At 49.0% G+C, this 24450-nt stretch carries 18 protein-coding genes; 11 read left to right on the top strand and 7 right to left on the bottom strand.

Features of this window, described 5'->3' with window-relative positions; all coding sequences use genetic code 11:
- Window positions 1-102: 102 nt before the first annotated feature.
- From BC349_RS06225 to BC349_RS06195, 7 genes are all read left to right on the top strand, one after another.
- A complete protein-coding gene (locus BC349_RS06225) occupies window positions 103-903 on the top strand; it encodes a hypothetical protein (RefSeq protein ID WP_187255850.1) in 801 nt (266 codons plus the stop codon).
- A gap of 38 nt (window positions 904-941) precedes the next feature.
- Window positions 942-1667 carry a LolA-like protein gene (locus BC349_RS06220; protein WP_187255849.1) on the top strand — a complete coding sequence of 242 codons (726 nt, stop codon included), beginning with the start codon at window positions 942-944 and terminating at the stop codon, window positions 1665-1667.
- 67 nt (window positions 1668-1734) lie between these two features.
- Window positions 1735-4824, top strand: coding sequence for a VPS10 domain-containing protein (locus tag BC349_RS06215; protein WP_187255848.1), 3090 nt, complete (start codon window positions 1735-1737; stop codon window positions 4822-4824).
- A 58-nt stretch (window positions 4825-4882) separates the two neighbouring features.
- The gene (locus tag BC349_RS06210; protein ID WP_187255847.1) at window positions 4883-8026 is read left to right on the top strand and encodes a WD40/YVTN/BNR-like repeat-containing protein; all 3144 of its coding nucleotides are present in this window, start codon (window positions 4883-4885) and stop codon (window positions 8024-8026) included.
- 56 nt (window positions 8027-8082) lie between these two features.
- Window positions 8083-9207, top strand: a complete 1125-nt coding sequence (locus tag BC349_RS06205; protein WP_187255846.1) for a glycoside hydrolase family 130 protein — start codon at window positions 8083-8085, stop codon at window positions 9205-9207.
- 90 nt (window positions 9208-9297) lie between these two features.
- Window positions 9298-9750 carry a MarR family winged helix-turn-helix transcriptional regulator gene (locus BC349_RS06200; protein WP_187255845.1) on the top strand — a complete coding sequence of 151 codons (453 nt, stop codon included), beginning with the start codon at window positions 9298-9300 and terminating at the stop codon, window positions 9748-9750.
- Window positions 9751-9773: 23 nt separating this feature from the next.
- Window positions 9774-9995, top strand: coding sequence for a hypothetical protein (locus tag BC349_RS06195; protein ID WP_187255844.1), 222 nt, complete (start codon window positions 9774-9776; stop codon window positions 9993-9995).
- 106 nt (window positions 9996-10101) lie between these two features.
- Here BC349_RS06195 and BC349_RS06190 read toward each other — a convergent pair whose 3' ends face one another.
- The gene (locus BC349_RS06190; protein ID WP_187255843.1) at window positions 10102-11391 is read right to left on the bottom strand and encodes an OmpP1/FadL family transporter; all 1290 of its coding nucleotides are present in this window, start codon (window positions 11389-11391) and stop codon (window positions 10102-10104) included.
- Between the two features lie 172 nt (window positions 11392-11563).
- Complete coding sequence (locus tag BC349_RS06185) at window positions 11564-12328, bottom strand: copper resistance protein NlpE N-terminal domain-containing protein (RefSeq protein ID WP_187255842.1); 765 nt, start codon at window positions 12326-12328, stop codon at window positions 11564-11566.
- Between the two features lie 220 nt (window positions 12329-12548).
- On the opposite strand from BC349_RS06185, the gene BC349_RS06180 reads away from it, so the two are divergent.
- The gene (locus BC349_RS06180) at window positions 12549-13733 is read left to right on the top strand and encodes a pyridoxal phosphate-dependent aminotransferase (RefSeq protein ID WP_187255841.1); all 1185 of its coding nucleotides are present in this window, start codon (window positions 12549-12551) and stop codon (window positions 13731-13733) included.
- Window positions 13733-14830, top strand: coding sequence for an AEC family transporter (locus BC349_RS06175; RefSeq protein ID WP_187255840.1), 1098 nt, complete (start codon window positions 13733-13735; stop codon window positions 14828-14830). Before BC349_RS06180 ends, BC349_RS06175 begins: the two co-directional genes overlap by 1 nt.
- Window positions 14831-14863: 33 nt before the next feature.
- On the opposite strand, the gene BC349_RS06170 is transcribed toward BC349_RS06175, so the two are convergent.
- Genes BC349_RS06170 through BC349_RS06155 form a run of 4 tightly spaced genes read right to left on the bottom strand, consistent with a single transcriptional unit; the run spans window position 14864 to window position 19341 of the window.
- Window positions 14864-16090 (bottom strand): ABC transporter permease, encoded by a 1227-nt coding sequence (locus BC349_RS06170; RefSeq protein WP_187255839.1) that lies wholly within the window; start codon window positions 16088-16090, stop codon window positions 14864-14866.
- A 10-nt stretch (window positions 16091-16100) separates the two neighbouring features.
- Entirely contained in the window at window positions 16101-16847 is a 747-nt protein-coding gene (locus BC349_RS06165; protein WP_187255838.1) for an ABC transporter ATP-binding protein, read from the bottom strand.
- 2 nt (window positions 16848-16849) lie between these two features.
- Window positions 16850-18028, bottom strand: coding sequence for an efflux RND transporter periplasmic adaptor subunit (locus BC349_RS06160; protein ID WP_187255837.1), 1179 nt, complete (start codon window positions 18026-18028; stop codon window positions 16850-16852).
- On the bottom strand, window positions 18025-19341 hold the full coding sequence (locus BC349_RS06155; RefSeq protein WP_187255836.1) for a TolC family protein: 1317 nt from the start codon (window positions 19339-19341) through the stop codon (window positions 18025-18027). The genes BC349_RS06160 and BC349_RS06155 overlap by 4 nt, the downstream gene beginning before the upstream one ends.
- A 142-nt stretch (window positions 19342-19483) precedes the next feature.
- Here BC349_RS06155 and BC349_RS06150 point away from each other — a divergent pair, with 142 nt between their 5' ends.
- Complete coding sequence (locus BC349_RS06150) at window positions 19484-22243, top strand: family 78 glycoside hydrolase catalytic domain (RefSeq protein WP_187255835.1); 2760 nt, start codon at window positions 19484-19486, stop codon at window positions 22241-22243.
- 68 nt (window positions 22244-22311) lie between these two features.
- A complete protein-coding gene (locus tag BC349_RS06145; RefSeq protein ID WP_187255834.1) occupies window positions 22312-23343 on the top strand; it encodes an NHL repeat-containing protein in 1032 nt (343 codons plus the stop codon).
- Window positions 23344-23361: 18 nt separating this feature from the next.
- On the opposite strand, the gene BC349_RS06140 is transcribed toward BC349_RS06145, so the two are convergent.
- A complete protein-coding gene (locus BC349_RS06140) occupies window positions 23362-24363 on the bottom strand; it encodes a glycosyl hydrolase family 18 protein (RefSeq protein ID WP_187255833.1) in 1002 nt (333 codons plus the stop codon).
- Window positions 24364-24450 lie beyond the last annotated feature (87 nt).

Below are 24450 nucleotides of genomic sequence, written 5' to 3'. Positions count from 1 at the left end.
CCACTAAAAGGCGGAAAAAGCGCCGCTTACCTGTAATGATTTGGCTGAAAGCGCATCTAATAGCAATAATTGACCATACATTTGACTATAAAATCAATCATTATGCCGAAAGGAATCGCTGTAACCATTTTCACCTGCCTGGTCCTTGGGTTTTTAACAGTACAGGCCCAGACGGTGGAGGAAATTATCAGCAATTATGAAAACGCGATGGGAGGAAAGGAAAAACTGAAATCGATCAGGTCGGTGTACATGGAAGGCGTTTCGGTTATGCAGAACGGTAATGAGATCAATTCAAAAATGACCAAAGTGAACAGGGAACTGTTGCGTACCGAGATCAATTTCGGGATGGGAAGTTTTTCGATGTTGCTGACCGACAAGGAGGGATGGGCCTCCAATCCCCGCAATGGCGGTAAGTTTGAGCCAATTCCCGAGCAAAGGGTGAAAGCTGCCCAGGCTGAGCTCGACTGTGCGGGACCGTTAGTTGACTATGCTGCCAAGGGACATAAGGCAGAATTGCTTGGCAAGGAATCCGTTGAAGGGAAGGAATGTTATAAGATCAAACTCATCCTCAATACCGGCAGTGATATTACCTACTTTATCGACCCTGCTACCTGGTATATTGTTCGTGATGTAAGGACCGGGGGCTTAATGGGCGGTCGCATGGGCGGCGGTCCCGGCGGTCCCGGACAGGGTGCCCAGGCCGGACAGGCACGCCGTGGCGGCAGTGGGCCGGGCGGTGCGGGCGGCGCTGAGGTCGTTACCGATTATTCCGATTATGCCAAGAATGCAGACGGATTTATTTTTCCTTTTTCCGTAAAACGCAACGGAATGGGAGGAAATACCATCTATGAAAAGATCGAGGTGAATAAGCCGGTAGATCCCAAACTGTACAAACCTGAATAAACACACACAAATACCATTAAACCACACAATTAAAACCAATGAAGTCAGTTAAACTCGCCATTTTAGGCGCTGCCCTGCTGGGCGGCATCAGTTCTTATGCACAAACAGCCGATGAGGTGGTTGACAAACACATCGAAGCCATCGGCGGAAAGGAAAACTGGAGGAAAGTGAAATCAGTTGTGTCCGAAGGCCTGATCTCCTTCCAGGGCATTGATATCAACGTGGTAGTTACTGCGGTACACAATACCGGTTCCCGCCAGGACCTTACCATCATGGGTCAGAGTAACTATGTAATCATGACACCCACCGAAGGCTGGATGTATATGCCGGTTCAGGGAAAAACAACCGTTGAGCCAATGACGGAGGAGCAGGTAAAAAAAGGCGCCGACGAACTGGATACCCAGGGCGCGCTGGTTGATTACAAGGCAAAGGGACATGCCGTTGAATACCTGGGCAAGGAAGATGTGGAAGGTACGGAATGCCACAAGGTGAAAATGGTTTTGAAAGGAGGAAAGGAAACAACCTATTTCATTGATCCTGCCAGTTATCTTCTGCTCAAATCAACCTCCAAACAATCTATAAATGGGCAGGAATTTGAAATGACCACCAGTTACAGCAATTACCAGAAACTGCCCGAAGGCATATCCATTCCCATGACGGTGAATATACCGCTGGGTGGCCCCGGCATGAATGCCGATATGGTCCTGAGCAAGGTGGAGATCAACAAGACCGTTTCACCGGAAGTATTTAAACCGGCAAAATAATTACTGCAAAATCAAGAGCCCGGAACCTGTTCCGGGCTTATTTCTTTCTGACCAAAACTACACTTAGATGAAAAGTTTTCAGTTGCGCCCGGTTGTCATACTGGTTGCAGGAATACTCGCGGGCATCACTGCTGTGGCCCAAACAACTGTATCATCCGCTACATTCGGTACCATGGAAGCCCGCTGGCTGGGGCCTGGCACCATGAGTGGAAGGATCACGTCCATCGAAGGCGTGAATGCCGACGGCAAAACACTTTATGTAGGAACAGCCGGCGGAGGTATCTGGAAATCTACCAATGCCGGGGCCTCTTTCAAACCCATATTCGATAAATTCTGCCAGAGCATTGGGGCCATCGCTATCGACCAGCAAAATCCCCGGACTGTTTTTGCGGGAACCGGGGAAAGCAATATGCGCAATTCCGTTTCCATCGGCAACGGCCTTTATCGCAGTACAGATGCGGGTGATAACTGGACCAGGGTGGGACTGGACAGTACCGAGCACATTGCCAAAATTGTAATCGATCCGAAGAATTCAAAAAACATTTATGTCGCGGCGCCGGGTCCGCTTTGGGGTGAGAGCAAACACCGCGGACTGTATAAATCTGTGGACGGGGGCAAGACCTGGGATAAAATCCTGTTTATTTCTGAAAAAGCAGGCTGTGCGGATGTATCCGTTGACCCCAATAATCCGGATATCGTTTATGCCACCACCTGGGAGTTCCGTCGCCTGCCTTACCTGTTTAATTCCGGTGGCCCCGGATCCGGCATCTTTAAAAGTCTTGATGGCGGTAAAACCTGGAAGGAGCTTACGAATGGTTTGCCGTCAAAGCCCTTTGGCCGAACAGCCCTGGCCCTGGCGCCCAGTGCCCCGAATAACCTGATCGCCATCGTGGAAGCGGCGGAAACCAAACTCTATATCTCTGCAGATGGCGGTGAAAACTGGAAACAGCAGAGTGCCACCATGAATGTGGTATCACGACCGTTTTATTTCAGCACCCTGGTAGTGGATCCGAAAGAAGCCAAAAGGGTTTATCGGCCTGCTTACAGTTTTTCGTACAGCGATGATGGCGGGTATTCCTTTGCCGACGCCAGTAATGAAGGCGGATGGGTTCATTCCGATCACCATGCCCTTTGGATCAACCCGGCCAATACCAACCAGATGTACCTGGGTACAGACGGCGGCATGTATGTCAGTCTCGACCGTGGTGCGACTTTCATCTTCCTCAGCAATCTTCCGGTTGGTCAGTTCTATCATGTGGCTGTAGACAACCAGCAGCCCTACCGCATTTATGGCGGACTGCAGGATAATGGCAGTTGGGTGGCACCCTCTGCAAAGCCAGGCGGGGTGGGCAACGGCGACTGGCAGGCGATCTATGGCGGCGACGGATTCTGGACCGTTCCTGATCCTGCTGATCCGAATATTGCCTATGCCGAAGCACAGGGAGGAACCATGGGTCGGGTTAACCTGAAGACATTCAAAAGTGTAAACATCAAACCACAGGCAGGTGCCAACGAAGCCAAACTTCGTTGGAACTGGAATACGCCCATCCATGTTGGCGCTGCCAATCCGGGTAACCTTTACACCGGTGCGCAATATCTCTTCAGGAGCACCGACAAGGGAACCAACTGGACCCGTATTTCACCCGACCTCACAACCAATGATAAAAAGAAACAGGAGCAGGAGAACAGCGGCGGACTAAGTGCCGATAACACTTCTGCAGAAAATCATACCACTATTTTCACGATAGCGGAATCACCACTTGACGAAAAACTCATCTGGGTGGGAACCGATGACGGCAACCTGCAATACACTACCGACGGGGGGGAAACCTGGACCAATGTAGCGGCTTACATCGCGCTCAGCGGTGTACCGCCACAGACCTGGGTAAGCAGCGTGGAGCCATCCCGCTTTGATCGAAATACTGTATACGCCAGCTTTGACAACCACATGTACGGCGACCACAAAACCTATGTGGCAAAATCCACCGATATGGGCAAAACCTGGACCATGTTCAACAGCAGTGAATTCACCGGTTTTGCACACAAGGTGAAGGAAGACCTGGTGAACCGCGAACTATTGTTCCTGGGAACTGAGATGGGTTTGTTTGCTTCGGTTAATGGTGGTCGTGAGTGGTTCCGGATGAAGAATAATATCCCGGATTATTCATTGGTCAGGGACATCGTAATACATCCTGAAACGCATGATCTGGTGATCGGAACCCATGGAAGAGGCGTTATTGTGGTGGATGACATCAGTCCGATGCGGGCACTTACCCCCGATATTTTAAATAAAGAAGTACATATTTTCGACAGCAAGCCCATTGCCATCAATACAGGCAAATACGGCAGTGGCGGCTTTCCCGCAACTGGTGGCTGGGTTACAAACAATGCCGCCGGTATTCCACCGATACAGTATTACCTGAAAGACAGGGTGATGAGCGGAGATGTGAAACTGGAGATCTATGATGCTGCCGGAACACTGGTACAAAGCATACCCGGTACCAAAAGGAAGGGCATCAACAAAGTTGCCTGGAATTTAAGAATGACACCCAATAAGGCAGTGGCGGGAGGCGTGAAAATGGATTATGGCGCTTATACGGCACCGTTGGTATTGCCTGGTACATATACCATGAAATTAAAAGTGGGTAATAAGGAATATACTGACCGGCTTGTGTTGGTGCATGACAGCTCCAACCATTCCTTCACTATGGCTGACAGGGAGGCCCAGCACAAAGCAGCCATGGAACTGTACGGCATGCAGCAGGAACTGAACGGATTGATCAGTGCAGTTAATGATGAACAGAAATTACTGCGCGACAATGAGCCCAGGCTGAAGAGCGGGAAAGTTAAAAAGCAGTTGAAGGCCTATGAATCGGAACTGGAGAAACTCAGGGCAGGATTACTGGCCACCAAACAGAAATCCATTTTCGCCGACGAGGAGCAACTGAGGGAAAGGCTGGGCGAAATTTATATGGCCATTTGCACCCAGGAAGCCGGTCCCAGCAACCTGCAACTGGAAAGAATCGGCGTGGTGAAACAACAGGTCAGGGATGCGCAGGCAACACATGCTGCTATTGGTAAACAATATGCTGACAAGGTAAGAGCAGCCATGGTGAAGGAAGGTGTGAAGGTGGAAGCAAAAAAAGGGAAAGAGTAAGGCGAGGTGCCTGAGGTGGCTTTTTTATTATCTTCATAGGACTAACACTTATAAGCATATGCGAAAGTTACTCTTGGTAGCACTGTTGCTGCCGGCCCTGGGCATGGTGGCACAAAAAAAGAAGCAGGCCCCGGCTTCTGCTCCGGCCATTTCCACCACCGATTCACTGCTTTTTTCCCAGACAGGTTACCGGCTGATCGGGCCCTGGCGCGGGGGAAGATCGGCTGCTGTAGCAGGATCCTATAAAAACCGCCAGACCTTCTATATGGGGGCAACTGGCGGAGGCGTCTGGAAAACAACAGATGGCGGCAACAACTGGAAAAATATCTCGGATAAATATTTTGGCGGTACCATGGGAGCGGTTGCTGTGGCTCCATCGGATGAGAATGTGATTTATGTGGGCGAAGGGGAGAACACCATGCGCGGAAATGTGGCCGAAGGCCTGGGTGGCATGTGGCGGAGCGATGACGCGGGCCGCACCTGGCGCAATATCGGGCTGAAAGACGGCAGGCATATTATCCGCGTGGTGATCCATCCGCGAAATCCTGATATTGTATGGGTGGCAGTGATGGGTCACCTGTTCGGACCCAATGAAGAACGCGGGGTGTACAAAACCGTTGACGGCGGCAAGACCTGGAAAAGGACACTGTTTGTGAACAACCAGACCGGGGCATCTGACCTGGTAATGGAACCCGGCAATCCGCAGGTCTTTTATGCCGGAACATGGCGACTGATCCGCACGCCCCATAGCCTGGAAAGCGGCGGTGAAGGCAGCGGACTCTGGAAGAGCACCGACGGAGGCGAAACCTGGAAGAATATTACTGCGGCGAAAGGACTGCCATCTGGTGTTTGGGGTATTGTGGGCGTAGCTGTTGCGCCATCCAACCCTGATAAAGTATATGCCATAATGGAGAATGCTAACGGCGGACTGTATGCGAGCCAGGATGCGGGTAAAAGCTGGACATTGCAGAGCAGTGACAACAATATCCGCCAGCGCGCCTGGTATTATACCAAGGTGTTTGTGGATCCGAAAAATGAGAACCTGGTTTACGCACCCAATGTAGGATTCATGGTAAGCCGTGATGGCGGTAAGACCTTCCAGGGTGTGGGCACCCCCCACAGCGACCACCATGATCTCTGGATCGATCCGGAAGACGGACGGCGCATGATCGTAGCCGATGATGGCGGCGCACAGGTGAGTTATGACGGAGGTAACAGTTGGAGTACCATGCACAACCAGCCTACATCGCAGATCTACCGGGTAAGCACGGATAACAGTTTCCCTTATCGCATCCTGGGTGCACAGCAGGATAACTCTACTTTCCGGATCAAACACAGGACTTATGGTGCTGCCATTACCGACCGCGACTGGGAGGAAACGGCAGGTTCGGAAAGCGGTTATGTCGTAGCCGATCCGCTGAATCCGGATATCGTTTACGGCGGAAACTACGGCGGTTACCTGTCGAGGTTAGATCACCGGACCGGCGAGAACCGCGCTATTTCGGTTTGGCCTGACAACCCGATGGGTGCAGGTGCCGATGTATTGAAGTATCGTTTCCAGTGGAATTTCCCGATCTTCTTTTCCCCGCATAACCCTAAACGTTTGTATTGCGCAGGCAATGCTTTGTTTGTTACTGAAAATGAGGGTGCCAGTTGGGAACAGATCTCACCGGACCTGACCACCAATGATAAAAGCAAACAGGGACCCAGTGGCGGCCCTATCACCAAGGATAACACTTCCGTTGAATACTATTGTACCATTTTCACGGCTGCTGAAAGTGCACTGGAAAAAGACCTGCTCTGGACAGGTTCCGATGATGGCCTGGTGCATATTAGCAGGGATGGTGGCAAGAACTGGGACAATGTAACACCTGCCAATGCACCGAAGTGGATCATGTGGAATGCCATTGAAACCCATCCGTCGAAAAAAGGAGTGGCGTACATAACCGGCACCCGCTACAAACTCGATGACTTCACTCCCTATATTTATAAGACCACGGATTATGGCAAGAGCTGGACATTAATTACGCGCGGTATTGACAACCGTCATTTCACCCGTGTAATGCGCGCGGACCACAAACGCGATGGGTTGCTGTATGCGGGAACGGAGTATGGCATGTACATCAGTTACGACGATGGCGCCAACTGGAGGCCCTTCCAGCTGAACCTGCCGGTAGTGCCCATTACGGATCTTACCATTAAGGAGAATGATCTCATTGCAGCCACCCAGGGGCGTGCTTTCTGGATGATTGATGATCTAACCATGGTGCAGCAGTATGATGCATCACTGGTGAATAAGAGACTGCATGTGTACCCTGTGAACGATGCGTGGCGTATGGTATCCGGCGGCGGGCGCCGCCGATTCCGCGGTGCTGCTCCCGTTAATGCCGGCGCCAATCCTCCCTCGGGTGTGGTAATCAATTTCCTGGCGTCCGGGATGCCGGTGGCCGATACATCAGGCGCTTCCCTAACGATCTTCGACAAAGACAAAAAGCTGGTGAAGGAATTTTCAACCAAATCAAAAGAGAATAAACTGGAGCTCGAAGCAGGCCTGAACCAGTTCGTGTGGGATCTTCAGTATCCCGCAGGTGAGCGAATAGATGGTATGATCCTTTGGAATGGTGTTCCGGGTTCCATAACTGCTGCTCCCGGAAATTATTTTGCCAGGATAAGGGTTGGCAAGGATTCCGCAGAAGTGCCTTTTGTATTAAAGGCTGATCCCAATTATAAGATAACACAGTCCGACTACGAAGCCCAGTTCAGTTTCCTGCGTGAGGTACAGGGCAAATTCAATGATGTGCAGAAAGGCATTAAGGATATCCGTTCCCTGAGAACACAGTTAACCGATTTTGTGACCAGGCAGGGTAAGGATTGTCCGAAGGAAGTGAAGGCTTTGGCAGACAGCATTAAGAAGCAGCTGACATCTACTGAGGAAGCATTGTACCAGACAAAGGCTAAGAGTTTCCAGGATGTGCTGAATTTTCCCATCCGTTTAAATGATAAACTGGCGGGTGTATTCAATACTGCCAATAGTGGCAATATGGCGCCAAGTAAGCAGTCCCGCGAAGTGTATGCGGAACTGGCCAGGCAATGTGATGCAGAATTGGCAAGGCTGAAAAAGATCAGAACCGAAGACCTTGATACCTTCAACAAGCTGGTGAGGGAGAAGTCCCTGCCGGTGATCAGGGTTAATGGTGAATAGTCAAGAGTGAATGGGCTCCGGGGAACCGGAGCCCTAATTGCTTTAATTTTTACGAGATGAAAAAATATCTGCTGGGTTTGTTTTCTTTCGGTATGATCTTGTTCCAGCCATCCTGTAAACAGGTTGCTGATGATACATGGATGCTGACAGGATTTGTAAAAGATGATACGGTAAATCCCTGCCTTGTTCCCAATAATGATAGTTTTCCTGACCCCATCTGGAAGAAGACCATTCCCTGGGAGAACAAAGATGTGTTCAACCCCGCTGCCGTGGTAAAAGATGGCAAAGTGTACCTCCTGTATCGTGCGGAAGATACCATTGGCCGGTTTGCGGGCACTTCGCGCATAGGGCTTGCCGAGAGTACTGATGGATTGCATTTTACCCGCCGGGAGACCCCGGTTTTGTTTCCGGCGGAGGACGAATACAAACAGTATGAATGGGAAGGCGGTTGTGAAGACCCGAGGATCGTGGAAGATGAAACCGGTCGCTATTTCATGACCTACACAACTTATGATGGCAGCACTGCCCGCCTCTTTATTGCCAGTTCAACGGACCTTGTCAACTGGACCAAACATGGTTCTGTATTTAAGAATGCAGAAGGAGGGAAGTATGTCAACCTTTGGTCTAAGTCAGGCGCCATCATAACAAAGCAGGAAGGAGACAGGCTGGTGGCCACAAAAATCAACGGCAAATACTGGATGTACTGGGGTGATTCGAATATCTACGCCGCAACTTCAGACAACCTGACCGACTGGGTGCCCGTGCCGGAAACAGATCCTGCCAGGAAACAATATGATTCCACCAATAAGCACGAAGCATTTAAAATTGTTTTCGCCCCACGCAAAGGGAAATTTGACAGTGATCTGGTGGAACCGGGTCCCCCGGCTATGCTGACTGAAAAGGGAATCATCTTCCTCTACAATAGCAGGAACAGCCCGAAACATGGTGATACCTCCCTGCCGGCCGGAACCTATGCTGCCGGCCAGGTTTTGCTGGACCCGAATGAACCCATGAAGGTAATTGACCGCTCAGAAAATTATTTTTTCAAACCCGACCGTCCTTTTGAAATCACCGGCCAGGTCAACAATGTCTGTTTCCTGGAAGGGCTGGTTCCATTCAAAGGCAGGTGGTTCCTGTATTACGGCACAGCAGATTCGAAGATAGCTGTCGCAGTCAGGTGATTCACCCTTTCAATTTCGGGCACTGTTAAAACGGTAATTTTTTTTGGCAGGTTTATTTTTTTTGATATATTTGATATATCAATTATTGAAATGTCAAGCAAAGTTCCTGTAGCCGGTAAATTAAATGATGTCATTTTTTATAGTATCGACAAGGCCATCCGTACCTATCGGCAGTATGCCCAGAAGCAGCTCAGGGACCATGGTTTTGATATTACCATCGACCAGTGGCTGGTGATGAAGGCTTTACTGGAGAATCCCGGAATAAAGCAACAGGATCTTGCCGGGATGGTGTTCAAGGACAATGCATCTGTAACCCGTATCATTGAGTTGCTGGTTAAAGCCGGCTACCTGGAGAGAACAGTTCACCAGACAGACAGGCGGATGGCAAAGCTAACGGTAACGGATAAGGGAAAAGGAACACTTCGGGACATGCAGCCGGTGGTTAACAATAACCGAAAAAGGGCTTTAAAAAACATTGATGAGGATACCATCCTGCTGGCCAAAAATATGCTCGACCAGGTTACCGAAAACTGCAAACATTAAACCGAAACATTAAACCTATTCCAATGCTTCGCCTTTTTTCCATACAGCTTTTATTACTCCTGTGTAGCGTCTTTTCAGGAGGCTCCATCCCATTAATGGAAAGAAGAAGCCTGGATCTGAAACTTGTTGTGAAATGCGAATCCCAACAGGCTCCGCAGGAGGCTGTTCCTGCCAAAAAGAGCGAGACCGAACCTGAAGTCCTGACCGGCTCCCCTCTGGGCAGCATGGTATTGGATATACTTTAATCCACCTGCAACTGCAGGAATTTTCAGTACGGGGAAATATAAAATGCAAATGGCTGGGATATTCACCCAGCCATTTTGTTGTGCTATCGTGACCTTGAAATATCTGTCAGAAAGAATAGTTAATTCCCAGCATGACCAGGTCGGTACTCATCTTATAAGAAACATTGCTGTTCGGGATCGCACCGTAAGGGTTGGATGAACTGATCATCATTGGGTGGAGTAATGGACCACTTGTTTCCCCTGAGCTGGTACCATGGTGGTAGGCGGCATTGAGGGTGAAGCGGTCGGAGATCTCATAGCCAAATCCAAACTGGAAGGCGTGTTTAATAACGGCGGTTGCCGGGGTTGAGAAGAAAGCCAGTTCTTCCTTGATCGGGTTGGAGCTGAATGTATAACCCGCCCTCAGTGGGAACTTGCTGATTCCCTTATATTGGATGCCGGCTGATACAATTGAAATATTTTCCCAGCCAAATCCTTTTACAGAAGCTGTTTGTGTCCAGCCCTTTTCAGAGAATCCATCTGTGTTTTTGTAGTCGACATACCGGTAGTCCACTGCCACATCAAACATATCTTTGGAGTAACCTACACCTACTGATAATATAGCCGGATAATTCATTTTGAATTTTACATTGGGCGCCCTGCTTCCATCCAGGTAAGTGTTTTCAAAATCCATTTCACCAAAGAACTGCTGTGTTTTATAGGAAGCACCCAGTTTCAGTCCCATTCCCGAATTATAGAATACGCCCACCTGACTGCCAAATCCGAGTGCACCTGCTTTATCGCTGATGGGATAGCCCTTTTCAGGATCAGGTGATGCCAGGGGATTGGGTTCAAGTTCAAGTGCACCATAGTTAAAAGTGGGTGCGATACCGATGGAAAACTTGTCTGAAACTTCGTAAGCATAGGTAAAGCCCACCTGCATCAGCATGTAGTCGGACTGAAGCCGGCCAAAACCACCGTATTGCTGTGGCATATTGATCGGGTTGTTCATGTTTTCAGGGAAGGTTACCCCAAATCCACTGATACCGAAAGCTGACACGCCAAATGTATGCTTGCTGTTTTCTTTACCCCATACCATAGCGAGTGCAGGCATCACAGACACACCGCGGTCATCCTTTGTAACTCCGCTGAAGGGGCCTTCTTCGGTAGGTACTGTGGATGATAATTCCGGAGAAGAAAAGAACAAACCAGCATTGGCGGAGAATATTTTTTTGTTAAAGGCTGATATTCCTGCGGGGTTCCAGTTCAACGCACCATTGATATCAAGTGGCTGACCTGTGGCAGCACCGCCCATAGACATGTTATGGGCACCAATTCCCTGCATGATATGGCCCACCTGGGAAAAAAGCAGTACGGGTAAAAAAGCCAGCACTGATAGTGATAATAACTTTTTCATAATCGTCGAGTTTTAGGAAACTGTCCTTTAATTAACAGCTTGTTAAAGCTAATAATCAACCCAAAGGGCCTGTGTGACCCAAATCACATATAAGCATAATCATCATGCGTTATGACCATTAACAGTGGTTATCACAACGAAAATCATGTGTGTAATTGCGGGTAATTAGATATTATCTCAGGTAAACCGCTTCAAACCTGGCAAGAGGCGCCATTTTTGCACGGTTCAGCACCAGTTTGTCGCCATCCAGGTTATAATTATCCGCCATTTCCAGTACTTTTTTCAGCTGGTCCTCTACCGTCATATCAGGACAGGCCATCAGGGTTCCGGCCATCTGGCCGAAACTGATCCTGTTTTCCGGCATTAGTTCATAAGTACCCATGAGGGAATTACAGCCACCATGTGCATTTACGCGGTTTCCCTCCGTACGCAGGATCAGGTGAGGTTCCCGCGCCATAGTGGCTGATTTCGTAACGGGTTTGCCCATCAGTTCGGTAAGCTTCCAGTATTTTTCTGTGAGTCCGTTCAACTGTTTCATGAGCAAATATTTTTCGGCGAGTTGGCCGGTTATTTTATTCCCGTCCCCATCGAGATGAACCAGTTTGTTTTCGCCCACCTGGTAGATACCGGGTTTGTCACCCGACAGGGTTATCCGACTTCCTTCTTTATTCCAGCTGAAAGTGCCGGAGCCGGAATACACTTTGTCCGATTTTCCCAGGTACTTCCTTTTAAGGGTGTAGGTTTTGTCGGGGTTGAGCTGGACCAGGGTTTCAATTCCATCGCAATCTGCACAGGGCAGGATGCCGGAATAAGTTCCGCTCCAGTCAAGGGATGTCATACTATTGTCCCCTGTGACAGCGGGCGTGTGGGTTGTTTTACATCCGGTAAAGACCAGCACTGCCTGGCTGATCGCTGTGAATAAAAGAGTTTTCTTCATTACGCTTAGGTTTAATGATGAACTGGTGTTGAGTTGGGAACGCAACATTAAATAAAACTACCATTTGCGAAGAAGGTTTAAAAACCGGAATCATTTTTTTTCATTAAATTAGTGGAGCTACCCGCAACTTTCCTCAACGATTTATTTATCAGGCGCACCCATAGTGCCATGTTATGCCATATCGTGAATCATTAGTAACACGATAACCAAAACATGAAATATGGATCGCCGACAATTACTGAAATCAGGTTTTTATTCCTTAGGCGCAGCAGCCGGACTGTCTTCCCTTCCACTGGGTGCATTTGCTGACATGACGCCGGCGCCGGATAAACAGGGTCGAATAACAAGGAGCCCCCTTGTTCGTGAGATTTTGCCAGCCCGGCCGCCATTTTCTTCCATGGTGGCTGAACTGAAAGCAAAACTCAACGCCAATGAAAATCCCTATGGCCCTTCCTATTCCGCACAACAGGCGGTCATCCATTCTGTTGGACGGGGCAACCGCTATGCCTGGAAAGAACTTTTCGACCTGATCAATAAAATTGCGGGAAAAGAAGGTATACCGGCCAATCATATCATGATGGGACCAGGCTCGTCCGATTTGCTCGAAAAAGTCGCAATGGTTTGTTTTCAGAAGGGTGGAAATATTGTGTCCGCAGATCCCACCTATATGTCACTGGTTAATGTGGCGAAGGCGGTGGGCGCCGGCTGGAAGGCTATCCCCTGCAAATCCGACTGGTCACATGATCTTTCAGCCATGGAAGCTGCCATCGACGCCAATACCAGGCTGGTCTATATCTGTAATCCCAATAACCCGACGGGTGCAGTTACTTCAGGAAAGGAGTTGTATGATTTCTGCTCCAGGGTATCTGAAAAAGTACCGGTATTCATTGACGAAGCATATATGGAGCTGGCAGATGCAGGAGCTACTGAAAGCATGGTGACACTGCTGGCAAAGAACAAAAATGTAATCATTGCCCGTACCTTTTCCAAGGTCATGGGATTGGCGGGTATACGTGTGGGGTATATAGCGGCACTGCCTTCATTTCTTGAATCCATTGACCAGATTACCCGCGGAGGGATGGGTATTGCGTACACCTCCATATTCGCTGCAAGTGCAAGCCTGGATGATGGCGCATTTCAGTCCATGACAATAGAAAGAAACCTGGCCACTAAAAATTGGCTTTATGCTGAACTGGATAAACTTGGGTACCAGTATATTAACTCTCATACAAATTTTGTGCTTTTCCCTATCCGCAAGCCAGGCAAGACTTTCCTTGAGTTGATGACAGCCGGTGGAGTCGGGGTCCGGGCTTTTGAAATCAAAAACAAGCCCTGGTGCCGGGTAAGCATTGGCACCATGGAGGAAATGCAATTATTTGTCAATACCCTGAAATCCATCAGCTGATGAATCCGGCTTTGCAAAAAACGATGACACTGTTGTTACTGATTGCACTTGGCATGCTGTTACGCACCCGTATCTGGAAACAGGAAGCGTTGGGCGGCTTAAAGGAAATTATTCTCTCTGTTGCACTTCCTTCCACCATTTTTATCGCGCTCATGAAAATTGAAATGGACAGCACACTGCTGGTGGTGCCACTGCTGATGCTGCTGTTCAATCTTTTATTGTATTACCTCGTACCATTGGCCTTTCCTTTATTTGGGTTGGAAAAAAACAGTGCCGACAGCCGGACGCTGATGATGCTGGTTCCGTCATTGGCGCCCGGACTGTCCTGTTTTCCCTTTATTGCAGAATTCCTTGGTGAACAGCCACTGGCCATTGCAGCCCTTGCAGATGTTGGGAATAAATTCTTCGTGCTCATCTTTCTCTATATCATGGCCCTGAATATGTTCCTCGGAAATGGAGCCAGGGAGCCGGTTAATTTCACCGGTAAAATCCGCAGTCTGTTGCTGAGCCTGCTTAAGGAGCCGGTTAATATGCTGATTTTGCTGGCAGTTATTCTTTTGTTATCGGGTATCCGTTTCAATACCCTGCCCTCCCCGTTTGCTGAACTCGCCGATAAAACCAGCGCTCTTATGACCCCGCTGGTACTGATTTTCATCGGACTGGCCGTACAATGGAAGGAAAGCAGGAAAAAACTGGTGGTGTCCATACTCCTGTTGAGGGCCGGTATTACCATGTTGTTCAGTGCATTCATCATTTCGGTTATGCATCTCAGTGATACATCCATGATTTTGCTGGCTGTAGTGGTTCCGCTTAGCTCTGCCAGTTTCTGGCCGCTTGCGCATATTACGGTATTCCACCAGCGCGAAGACCAATCAGGCCTGCCCGTGGAAAGCAGGAGTTTTGACCCCGAACTGGCGGTACTGGTGCTGGCATTCTCCCTTCCATTATCCACCGGCATCATCCTTGGAATTTTATCTTCAGGGGAGGTTTTCACCAGGCCGCTTGTGCTGGTGTTAAGCGGTGGCATCCTTGTACTGGCCGGGGCCATACCTCATATCCGACTGCGTCTGGTTCACCGGTATCCTAAAACCTCCTAGTATGTTGTTGCGGAAGCTTTGCACACCTGCAGATTACTCGTACCTCAACGCATCAATGGGGTCAAGGGAAGCTGCCTTGATGGCAGGATAATATCCGAAAAATACTCCCGTGAATACACAGACGAAGAAGGATATCACCATGGATGATTCGCTGATGATGGTGGGCCAGTTAAGGAAACGCGAAACAAACCAGGAGGCTGTTACTCCCAGGAGTACCCCAATCAATCCACCGGTGATGCTGATGATGATGGCTTCGGTAAGGAACTGCAATAATATATCCCTGCCTTTGGCGCCGATAGACATGCGAAGCCCTATTTCCCTGGTTCTTTCGGTTACGGATACGTACATGATATTCATGATTCCAATACCCCCGATCACCAGCGAAATGGCTGCAACCGCCGTCAGCAGTGTCGTCATCATATTGCTGGTGGAACTCATGTTGCTGATCAGTTCGGCCTGGGTGCGAACATCAAAATCATTTGCCTGTCCCGTTCTCAATTTGTGACTTGCCCTCATGGTCCTGATTATATCATCCGTCACCAAATTGGAAAGATCTTCACTGACAGCAGATACATAAATATTCTGCAAATAAATGGTGGCGGAGATCCGCTTCATGATGGTGGTATAGGGCGCAACGATGATATCATCCTGGTCCTGGCCAAATGTGTTCTGTCCCTTTGCCGCCAGTACGCCGATGACCTGGAAAGGGATTTTCCCAAACCGGATGATTTGTCCTACCGGATTTTCTCCAGCCTCAAAAAGATTCTTCACGACTGTCTGCCCGATGACGCAAACTTTCGCGAAGGATTTGATATGCTCCTCATTAAAATTGGAGCCACTGGCTATTTCCAGTTTTCTGATGGATAAATAGTCCGGCCCCACGCCCTGTATGGAAGTCGGCCAGTTTTTAGATCCCCGGATGGCCTGTCCGCCACTTGCTAATCCGGGTGATAGGGCAGAAATGTTTTTTACTTCCTCACCAATTTTTTCAACATCGTTCAATGTCAGGGTCTGGATATTGGAAGAGCCCATCCTCACCCCACCCGGCATGGGAATATTGCTGTAAGGCCTGATGGTGATCATATTGGTACCCATGCTGGAGAACGTGGATTCAATACTTTTTTTGGAGCCTTCGCCGATAGACATCATGGTGATTACAGCGCCCACTCCAATGATGATTCCCAGCATGGTCAGGAAGGCCCGGAGTTTGTTTCTCCGGAGTGCCCTGAGGGCTATTTTTAACAGGTTGATGAAGCTCATGGTTCAGGTTTTAAAAATCATCTGCCTTGGGTATGGATGCCAATGCCTCCTTCGCTGACCTGATATTGGGATTTTGGGCATCCCGCAGCAACCTGCCATCGCGCAGGGTAAGCGTGCGGCCGCTGAAGGCTGCTATGTCTGGTTCATGTGTCACTACCAGGATGGTTTTCTGCTGGTCCTGGTTCAGTTCCTGTATCAGGGTCATGATCTCATAGGATGTGCGCGTATCGAGGTTGCCTGTGGGCTCATCGGCCAGGATCAGTACCGGTTCATTGACCAGCGCACGCGCGATGGCAACCCTTTGCTGCTGGCCACCTGATAATTGGTTTGGGCGGTGCTCGTACCGGTCGGCAAGTTTTACCTTCTCCAGTGCATTCATCGCCCGATCGCGTCTTTCCGATTGTGAAATACCTTTCTGGTATAACAATGGCAATTCCACATTTTCCAAAGCACTGGTTCGGGGTAAAAGATTAAAGGACTGAAAGACGAATCCGATCTTACGGTTCCTCAGGGAAGCCAGTTCGTTTTTGTCCATGGATTTCACATTGGTGCCATCCAGCAGGTATTCGCCTTCCGTGGCTTTGTCCAGGCATCCGATAATATTCAGCAAGGTTGATTTTCCTGATCCGCTGCTACCCATGATCGTTATGAATTCACCCGGCTGCACACTGAAGCTGACGCCCTTTAACGCCTTTACTACCTGCGGACCAAAGATGAAGTCCCGCCTGATATTTTCCATATGTACGATCGCTGACATGCTTATCTTCTTCTCATGGTGGGTAAAAACGGACTTCTCTCAGTATCCTGAACGGTAACACCGGACCCCGACACAATACCGGTTAAAATGTTGTCATTTTCATTCAATCCGCTGACCACTTCGATCCTGGTATTGTCACTGATTCCTGTAATGATCTTCTTTTCCCTGATTAACAAATTGTCCAGCACCCATACAAAATAATCGGTGCGGGCCCTTTTTCCGCTGAATGGAATGATGCTATATTTTTTCTCCAGCAAGGCGCTGTCCGGTTTAAATTTCAGTGCCGGTAAGGGTACGGTCAGCACATTCTCGGCTTCCTCCGTGAAGATGGTAATGGTGGCCGTCATTCCCGGCTTCAGCTTCAATTGGTCATTGTTGGTCTGGATGATCGTCGTATAGGTGACAACGTTAGCAGCGATGGTTGGCTGCAATCTGATTTCTGAAACGGTGCCATTGAAGACATCATTGATGTGGGCGTCTACGGTAAAAGTGACCCGTTCGCCGGGTTTCACTTTGCCGATATCGGCTTCATCCACTTTTGCCTGGGCCTGCATTTTGGTAATGTCTTTTGCCAGGCTGAACAATGTCGGTGTATTAAAACTGGCAGCAACGGTTTGTCCTACATTTATGTTCCTGTTCAGGACGACCCCATTGATAGGTGAATAGATTCTGGTGAAGCTCAGGTTCTTCTGTGCTGCATTCAACTGCGCCCTGGTGCTGGTAATAACGGCTTCGGCATTTCTGAGGCTGTTCTCAGCGAGGTCATAAGCAGCCCGACTGATAGACCCCACGTCATACAATTGTTTCTGGCGCCCGAAATTTATTTTCTGGTAGTCGAGATTGCTTCTGGCCAGGGCAAGATTGCCTTTGATCTGGTCAACGGTCGCCTGCATGAGTGTTGGATCAAGTTCTGCCAGCAACTGGCCAACTTTCACAATGGCATTATAATCGGTATAGATGTGTTTAATAATGCCGCTGATCTGGGTGCCCACCGCAACCGTATCAACAGGTTGAATGGTGCCGGTGGAAGTTACAATATTGGCGATGGAAGATCTTTTGACTTTTTCTGTTACCAGTGAATAGGAGTTTTTTTTCTCCGCCCTGCCAAAATAGAAATATGCACCGGCAGCCCCAAGTATTAAAAGGCCCGCGATCAGCAATATGATATGTTTCTTTTTCATCTGCCTGAATTATTCTGGTTATTCAATCGGCCGGCATAAAAATTCAGGATCTTATATGCCAGTATGGCCCTGAACCGGGACTGGGTAAATGATTGCAGTGCCTGCACGTAAAGGTTCCTTTGCTGCACGAATTCAGTGATATTGGCCGCACCAAGCCTCAGTTCCTCTGTTGAAATTTTATATACCTCTTCGTAATTTGTGAATTGTCTTTCTGCCGCCAGGTATTCTGCCATCGCATTCTGATAGTTTATGTATGCCTGTTCCACTGCCTGCGATAACAAAGTGTTGGTGTTCACAAGGCTTAGCTCTGCCTGCTGTCTGGCTATTTTTGTCCTTGCCATATTGGTTTCATTCAGTTTCCTGCTGAAGAGAGGGAAACTAACGGTGATGCCCAGGTTCTGATAAAAATTATTTCCCAACTGGGTGAATGTGCCCTTGTTTATACTGTTTCTCATCCCCGTGCTGATGCCTGCTCCTGCAGATACGGATGGAAGGTATCCCGCTTTTGCAATTTTTATATCCAGTTCAGCACCCTGGATAAAAAGCCGGCTGTTCCTGATCTCCGGCCTGGTATTCCTGGCATCGGAAAGAAATTCATTTAATGGCGGCAACAATCTAAGTGGTACATCCAGCGTACCGGGTGCAATATCAAAACTGTCTTCGGCCGGTAGCTGGAGTAATTGTTTCAGGACGATCTTATTGGATCTGCTGGCATTCCCCGCATTGGTAAGCGCAAACTGGTCATTAGCCAATTGCGATTCAAATTGTATCAATTGTTTCCTGGAAATGGCCCCTGCATTGAATTGCAGCCTGGCCTGGTCCGTCTGGGTTTTACTGGTTTCAAGCAGGCTTTCCATATACAGTATGGTTTCCCTGGCGAGCAGGATATTTGTGTAAGCACCGATAATATCCAGGAAGAGATTGTTATTTTCTACTTCGATATCCAGTCCGGCCATCTCCAGATTCAGGTTCTGACGCCTGATATTATTTTTCAGGACTCCGCCATTGTATAAGGTCATTTGTGAATTCAGTCCAAGGGAACCACTGGTGTTGATGGCCTTTGAACCCTGGTTGGAGGTTTTTGTATAATGGGATAAATCATACCCGGCTCCTGCATACAAATCAGGCAGCATCATCGCTTTTGATTGCACCAGGTCCTGCTCCACTACCTGTTTCCGGAGCCTCAGGTTTTTGAGTGCAATATTGTTGTTTTCTGCGTAAACGATGCATTCATCCAGTGTCCATAGTTTACCCGTGGGCTGCTGTGCCCGGGCTGAAAGGCCAACTGCCGTCATTGCAAAAATGACTGGCATTAAAACTGATAGGAACCGCATATAATACCCTATTGCAATAAATTTACCTGAAATGCCCGGTTTCTTTCCTGACCTGGGTCAGGGTATAGTATGAGGTCAGTGGAGGATGGTTTTGTTTTGTTATTTTCAGGTAAAAATTTTCATGACCCTGATCCTGTATTGCCTGCTGCCATTTTTTGCTTTCTCCCAAGCGACAGTCCTCAGGGTAACTGATCTCAGGTGCGAAAACAGGAGAGGTCCGATCGGCGTGGATGAACAACATCCTGTATTGGACTGGAAACTGGTAACCGTGGATGATTTTACCAGGGGTAAATACCAGACTGCCTACCGTGTGCAGGTTGCTTCAGCCAAAGAACTGCTGCTAAACGGCCAGGCAGATATCTGGGACAGCCATAAACAACCCTGGCAGCCGGGAAGGCAGGTTTTTTATAACGGCAAAGTCCTTCGGTCGGGTCAAACGGTTTGGTGGCGGGTGAAAGCCTGGGATGAAAAGGATATCCCAACAGGCTGGAGTGAACCGGATTCCTGGTCGATGGGACTGCTTCATCCCGGAGACTGGAAGGGAAGGTGGATCAGGGATTCCGGGCCGCAGCCGCAGACAGACAGCGCCATGTATGCAGACAATCCGGCACCCGTTTTCAGAAAGGAATTCACCCCCGTGAAAAAAATCAGCAAAGCCACTTTGCACGTCAGCGGAGCAGGTTATTATGAAGCCTTCATAAATGGTGCAAGGGTCGGTAACCGTGTGCTGGATCCCGGCCAGACCGACTATTCAAAAAGGGTTCTGTACAGTAGTTATGAGGTAACTGAGCTGGTGGGAACCGATAAAAACTGTATTGGAATTATGCTGGGCAATGGCTGGTACAATCCTTTGCCCCTAAGAATGTGGGGACGGTTTAACCTGCGGGAGGCATTGACCACAGGAACCCCTTCATTCCTGTTGCAGCTTGATATGGTGTATGCAGATGGTTCCGTCGAATCTGTTGTGTCTGATGAAACATGGAAGGTTATGGATGGTCCCGTCACCAGGAACAGCGTTTACCTGGGAGAACATCATGATAACCGCAAATCCCTGCCGGGCTGGAACAAAACCGGTTTCAATGATATTGGCTGGAGAAAGGTTGCAAGGGCAAAAGCACCTGGGGGTATACTGCAATCGCAGTTCCAGCCTCCGGTTGTCATCAAGGATACGCTTCGTCCTGTATGGGTTAAAAAACAAAAAGACGGCCGCTACCTGGTTGATTTCGGCAGGAATTTCGGCGGGGTTGTACGGATGCTGGCAAAGGCGCCGGCAGGAACAAAGATCAGTGTCCGTTATGGTGAATTACTGTATCCCGATGGATTCCTGAATGTAATGACCAGTGCGGCCGGACAGGTTAAAAGAAAGGGGATGGGCGGACCTGGTGCACCTGACACGGCTTACCAGGCAGATCAATTTTTTTGTTCCGGTAAAGGAGAGGAATTTTTTCAACCCCTGTTTACTTATCACGGCTTCCGTTATGCGGAGATCAGCGGCTATGCCGGTGAACTGAAAGCAGAAGATATTTCCGGACTGGTCATGCAGGCCGACCTGCCCAATGCCGGTGAATTCACCTGTTCCGATACGGTCATTAATAATATCCAGCAGGTCTGCAGGAATACTTTCCTGAGCAATGTTTTCAGCGTGCAGTCAGATTGCCCGCACCGCGAGAAATTCGGTTATGGCGGTGATATCGTTGGCGTGCATGAAGCCTTCCTGAACAATTTTGACATGCAGGGCTTTTACGCGAAAACGGTGCTGGACTTTGCGGATGCCGCGCGGAGCGATGGCGGACTAACGGAAACAGCACCTTACGTGGGCATTGCAGATGCCGGACTGGGAAATGGTTCGGGACCAATTGAATGGGGTTCCGTTCATCCGGTTTTACTGTACCGTATGTACCAGTATTATGGTGACCGGCGTTTGCTGGAAAGACAGTATCCTGTTGCAAAAAACTGGATCAGGTATTTGCAGGGAAAAGCAAAAGAAAACATCATTGACACCACACTGGGTGATCACGAAAGCATTGATCCGAAGGATATTGCTGTGAGCGGAACATCTTTTTACTATTACAATGTTTTACTACTGGCAAGAATGGCGGGGATCCTCGGCCTTGCTGAGGATGCTGATTATTACAACAGACTGGCGGATCGGGTTAAGGTTAGCTTTGTGGAGAAATTTGTTGATACTGTTTCAGGTAAGGTGGGGTTGGGAACACAATCAACCCAGGCGCATGCATTGTATTTTGGGTTGGTACCTGAAAAGGCTATACCTGCAGCAGTTCAATGGCTGGTATCACAGGTGGCCAATACCCATTCGGAACACATTGCAACCGGGATATTCGGAACCAAATATGTTCCCGAGGTACTAAGCCGGTATGGGTATGCTGATCTTGCTTACCGGCTGGTCACCAGGCGCGGCTTTCCCGGCTGGGTGCATATGCTGGAAAACGGGGCTACCACTTTATGGGAACATTGGGAATACAGTGATAATACCTATTCACACAATCATCCTATGTTCGGGGTGGTGAGTGAATGGTTTTACCGCTGGCTCGCGGGTATCCGCCCTGCTGAAGATGCGGTGGGGTATGATAAAATAATCATACAACCCCAGTTTGGCAGCCTGTCACAGGCATCTGCCGGTTTTCTTTCAAAGCATGGCATGGTCAGCAGCAGCTGGAAAAAAGAGGGGGAGAAACTGACCCTGGATCTTGAAATACCAGTCAATACAACTGCGGATATCGTATTGCCGGTTTCCTCACTTGCAAGTATAACCGAAAACGGCCAACCCTTGCAGGAATCGGCCGGTGTTGTGATCGTGAAAAACGAAGGGGGCTTTTTACACCTGAGGGCAGGGTCGGGGAAATACCATTTTGAATGGTAGCCGGGTTCGTTTTTAAAAACTTGCCGTTTGATTTTCCCTGCGTAAATTGAACATTACAATTGTTTGTTATGGATCGCAGGGAATTTATTTGCAACACTACATTAACACTGGCCGGAATTACGGTTGCCCCAATGGGCGGCTTACTGGCCGGTGAAACCATCGGGCATGGAAACAAACGCTACAGGCTTGACACCCAATGGAGCCAGGCTGATGTGGCCCGATATCCGGTAAAGGATTGCCATGAGATGGTACAGGACCGTAAGGGCAGGATCATCCTGCTGACAAATGAAACCAGGAACAATGTGTTGATTTATGATAAAGCCGGCAGGCTGATATCCACCTGGGGAACTCAGTATCCCGGCGCCCATGGACTCACGCTTTTTGATGAAGGAGGAACGGATACACTGTTTATCTGCGACAATAACCGTCACCAGGTGATCAAAACCACGGTTGATGGCCGTGAGCTGATGGTGCTGGATTATCCTGCCGCGTCCGGGCTCTATGCCAAAGCGGAAGAATATGTTCCTACTGAAACCGCCATCGCACCCAATGGTGATATTTATGTGGCCGATGGATACGGAAAGGATTATATCCACCGCTACGATGCCAAAGGAAATTATAAGGGATATTTTGGTGGCAGGGGCGAAACGGCGGCCCACCTGAAAAATGCACATGGGGTAACACTTGATACCCGCGATCCAAAGCGAGTATGCCTCATCGTTAGTTCCAGGGAGGAAAATGCATTCAAGCGCTATGACCTGGAAGGGAACCATCTTGACACCATCGCTCTTCCCGGTGCATGGGTTTGCCGGCCGGTTATAAGGGGCGAGTACCTGTATGCGGCAGTGCTGCAGTCCAGCGACCGTCCCTGGAAGTCTTCCGGATTTGTAACCATACTTGACAAAGATAACCGCGTGATATCCAATCCGGGTGGTACCGGGCCGGTTTACAGGGATGGTGTTCTTCAGCCTATGACACAGTCATCTGCGGTGTTCCAATATCCGCACGATGTATGCATCGACGACGAGGAAAATATGTATGTGGCGCAATGGAATTCGGGGAAAGTGTATCCTTATAAGTTGAACCTGGTCACCGGCTAGTTGCCTGTGGTGTGCGGCCTAATTTTTATTGATGGCCTCATGGATAGATTGCAACAGGGAATGCTGATCCCTGCTGTCCTGCCTCAGTTCCCAGATCATGATACCGGCGGCACCGGACTGTTTTGCAAATTGTAGTTTTCGTTGAATGGTAGGGATGCCATTGTAATAGATCCTGCCGCCATCAGCCAGTATAATACTGTCTGAATGAATGGCGTCGGGGTATTGAAGCCGGAGATTGCGCCAGGCAATGCTTTCCGGAGCTGACCCGCCGAATCCATAACCGTAAAACGGAACGCCTATCAGTAACCTGGAGGCTGGAATATTCCTGTCTGAATTGAAATAACGGAAATCTGACTCCGCCATGCTGAAGGGAGAATGGGGACCGGGTTTGGCAGGATTCCATGGCCCGGTTTTGTCGTAGGACATGATATTGATGAAGTCATACAGACGTAGGGTACTGTCCTGGATTTTATGGCTATTCCAGCTGGCCAGGGCCGCAGTCATCTGAAGCCCCTTTGAACGCAGCATCGCCGAAAGATCAAACACAAACGGGGCATACTCTTCATTGATGAGATCATTTTCCAGGTCCACATCCACTCCGTCAAAACCATTTTGAACGGCATAAGCTGTTAGGTGTTCAATAAACGATTTACGCTGTTCAGCTTTCATCAGTGCTGCCAGGTGCCTGGGTGGACTGCCGCCGCCAATTGACATCCAGACCCTTACTTTTTTCGAGTGAGCCTGGCGGATGAGTTCTGCCAATTGCGGATCGGTGGGTATAATGCCATTGGTATCGGGATTGAAAAATGCCAGGTTCAGGTCGGTGATCCTGTCCAGGTCAACAGATTGAAAGGCAAGGCTCCAGTTTTTGGAACCATTCAGGTAACCCAGGATCCGAATCCCGGGAGCGCCTGTAACCGAAGCCGGTGAAGCTTTACGGTGACAACCAGTCATAAGTGCCGGCATGAGTAGTATTATCAGGTAGCGGGCAATCTTTGCAATGTGTGGTGCAATCGGCATAGTACTAAATGTCGCATAAAATATAATGCCATTGAAAAAAGAAACCCGGATCGGCTGATCCGGGTTATACCACAATTGAGTCTTAAA

It is taken from the genome of Flavihumibacter stibioxidans (assembly GCF_014332695.1).
Lineage (GTDB): Bacteria > Bacteroidota > Bacteroidia > Chitinophagales > Chitinophagaceae > Flavihumibacter > Flavihumibacter stibioxidans.
This window is presented reverse-complemented; position numbering and strand designations above follow the sequence as displayed.

Bases quoted from the DNA above. Each gene is read 5' to 3' on its own strand.
- BC349_RS06225 (WP_187255850.1), top strand. From the start codon at position 103: ATGCCGAAAGGAATCGCTGTAACCATTTTCACCTGCCTGGTCCTTGGG.
- BC349_RS06220 (WP_187255849.1), top strand. From the start codon at position 942: ATGAAGTCAGTTAAACTCGCCATTTTAGGCGCTGCCCTGCTGGGCGGC.
- BC349_RS06215 (WP_187255848.1), top strand. From the start codon at position 1,735: ATGAAAAGTTTTCAGTTGCGCCCGGTTGTCATACTGGTTGCAGGAATA.
- BC349_RS06210 (WP_187255847.1), top strand. From the start codon at position 4,883: ATGCGAAAGTTACTCTTGGTAGCACTGTTGCTGCCGGCCCTGGGCATG.
- BC349_RS06205 (WP_187255846.1), top strand. From the start codon at position 8,083: ATGAAAAAATATCTGCTGGGTTTGTTTTCTTTCGGTATGATCTTGTTC.
- BC349_RS06200 (WP_187255845.1), top strand. From the start codon at position 9,298: ATGTCAAGCAAAGTTCCTGTAGCCGGTAAATTAAATGATGTCATTTTT.
- BC349_RS06195 (WP_187255844.1), top strand. From the start codon at position 9,774: ATGCTTCGCCTTTTTTCCATACAGCTTTTATTACTCCTGTGTAGCGTC.
- BC349_RS06190 (WP_187255843.1), bottom strand. From the start codon at position 11,391: ATGAAAAAGTTATTATCACTATCAGTGCTGGCTTTTTTACCCGTACTG.
- BC349_RS06185 (WP_187255842.1), bottom strand. From the start codon at position 12,328: ATGAAGAAAACTCTTTTATTCACAGCGATCAGCCAGGCAGTGCTGGTC.
- BC349_RS06180 (WP_187255841.1), top strand. From the start codon at position 12,549: ATGGATCGCCGACAATTACTGAAATCAGGTTTTTATTCCTTAGGCGCA.
- BC349_RS06175 (WP_187255840.1), top strand. From the start codon at position 13,733: ATGAATCCGGCTTTGCAAAAAACGATGACACTGTTGTTACTGATTGCA.
- BC349_RS06170 (WP_187255839.1), bottom strand. From the start codon at position 16,090: ATGAGCTTCATCAACCTGTTAAAAATAGCCCTCAGGGCACTCCGGAGA.
- BC349_RS06165 (WP_187255838.1), bottom strand. From the start codon at position 16,847: ATGTCAGCGATCGTACATATGGAAAATATCAGGCGGGACTTCATCTTT.
- BC349_RS06160 (WP_187255837.1), bottom strand. From the start codon at position 18,028: ATGAAAAAGAAACATATCATATTGCTGATCGCGGGCCTTTTAATACTT.
- BC349_RS06155 (WP_187255836.1), bottom strand. From the start codon at position 19,341: ATGCCAGTCATTTTTGCAATGACGGCAGTTGGCCTTTCAGCCCGGGCA.
- BC349_RS06150 (WP_187255835.1), top strand. From the start codon at position 19,484: ATGACCCTGATCCTGTATTGCCTGCTGCCATTTTTTGCTTTCTCCCAA.
- BC349_RS06145 (WP_187255834.1), top strand. From the start codon at position 22,312: ATGGATCGCAGGGAATTTATTTGCAACACTACATTAACACTGGCCGGA.
- BC349_RS06140 (WP_187255833.1), bottom strand. From the start codon at position 24,363: ATGCCGATTGCACCACACATTGCAAAGATTGCCCGCTACCTGATAATA.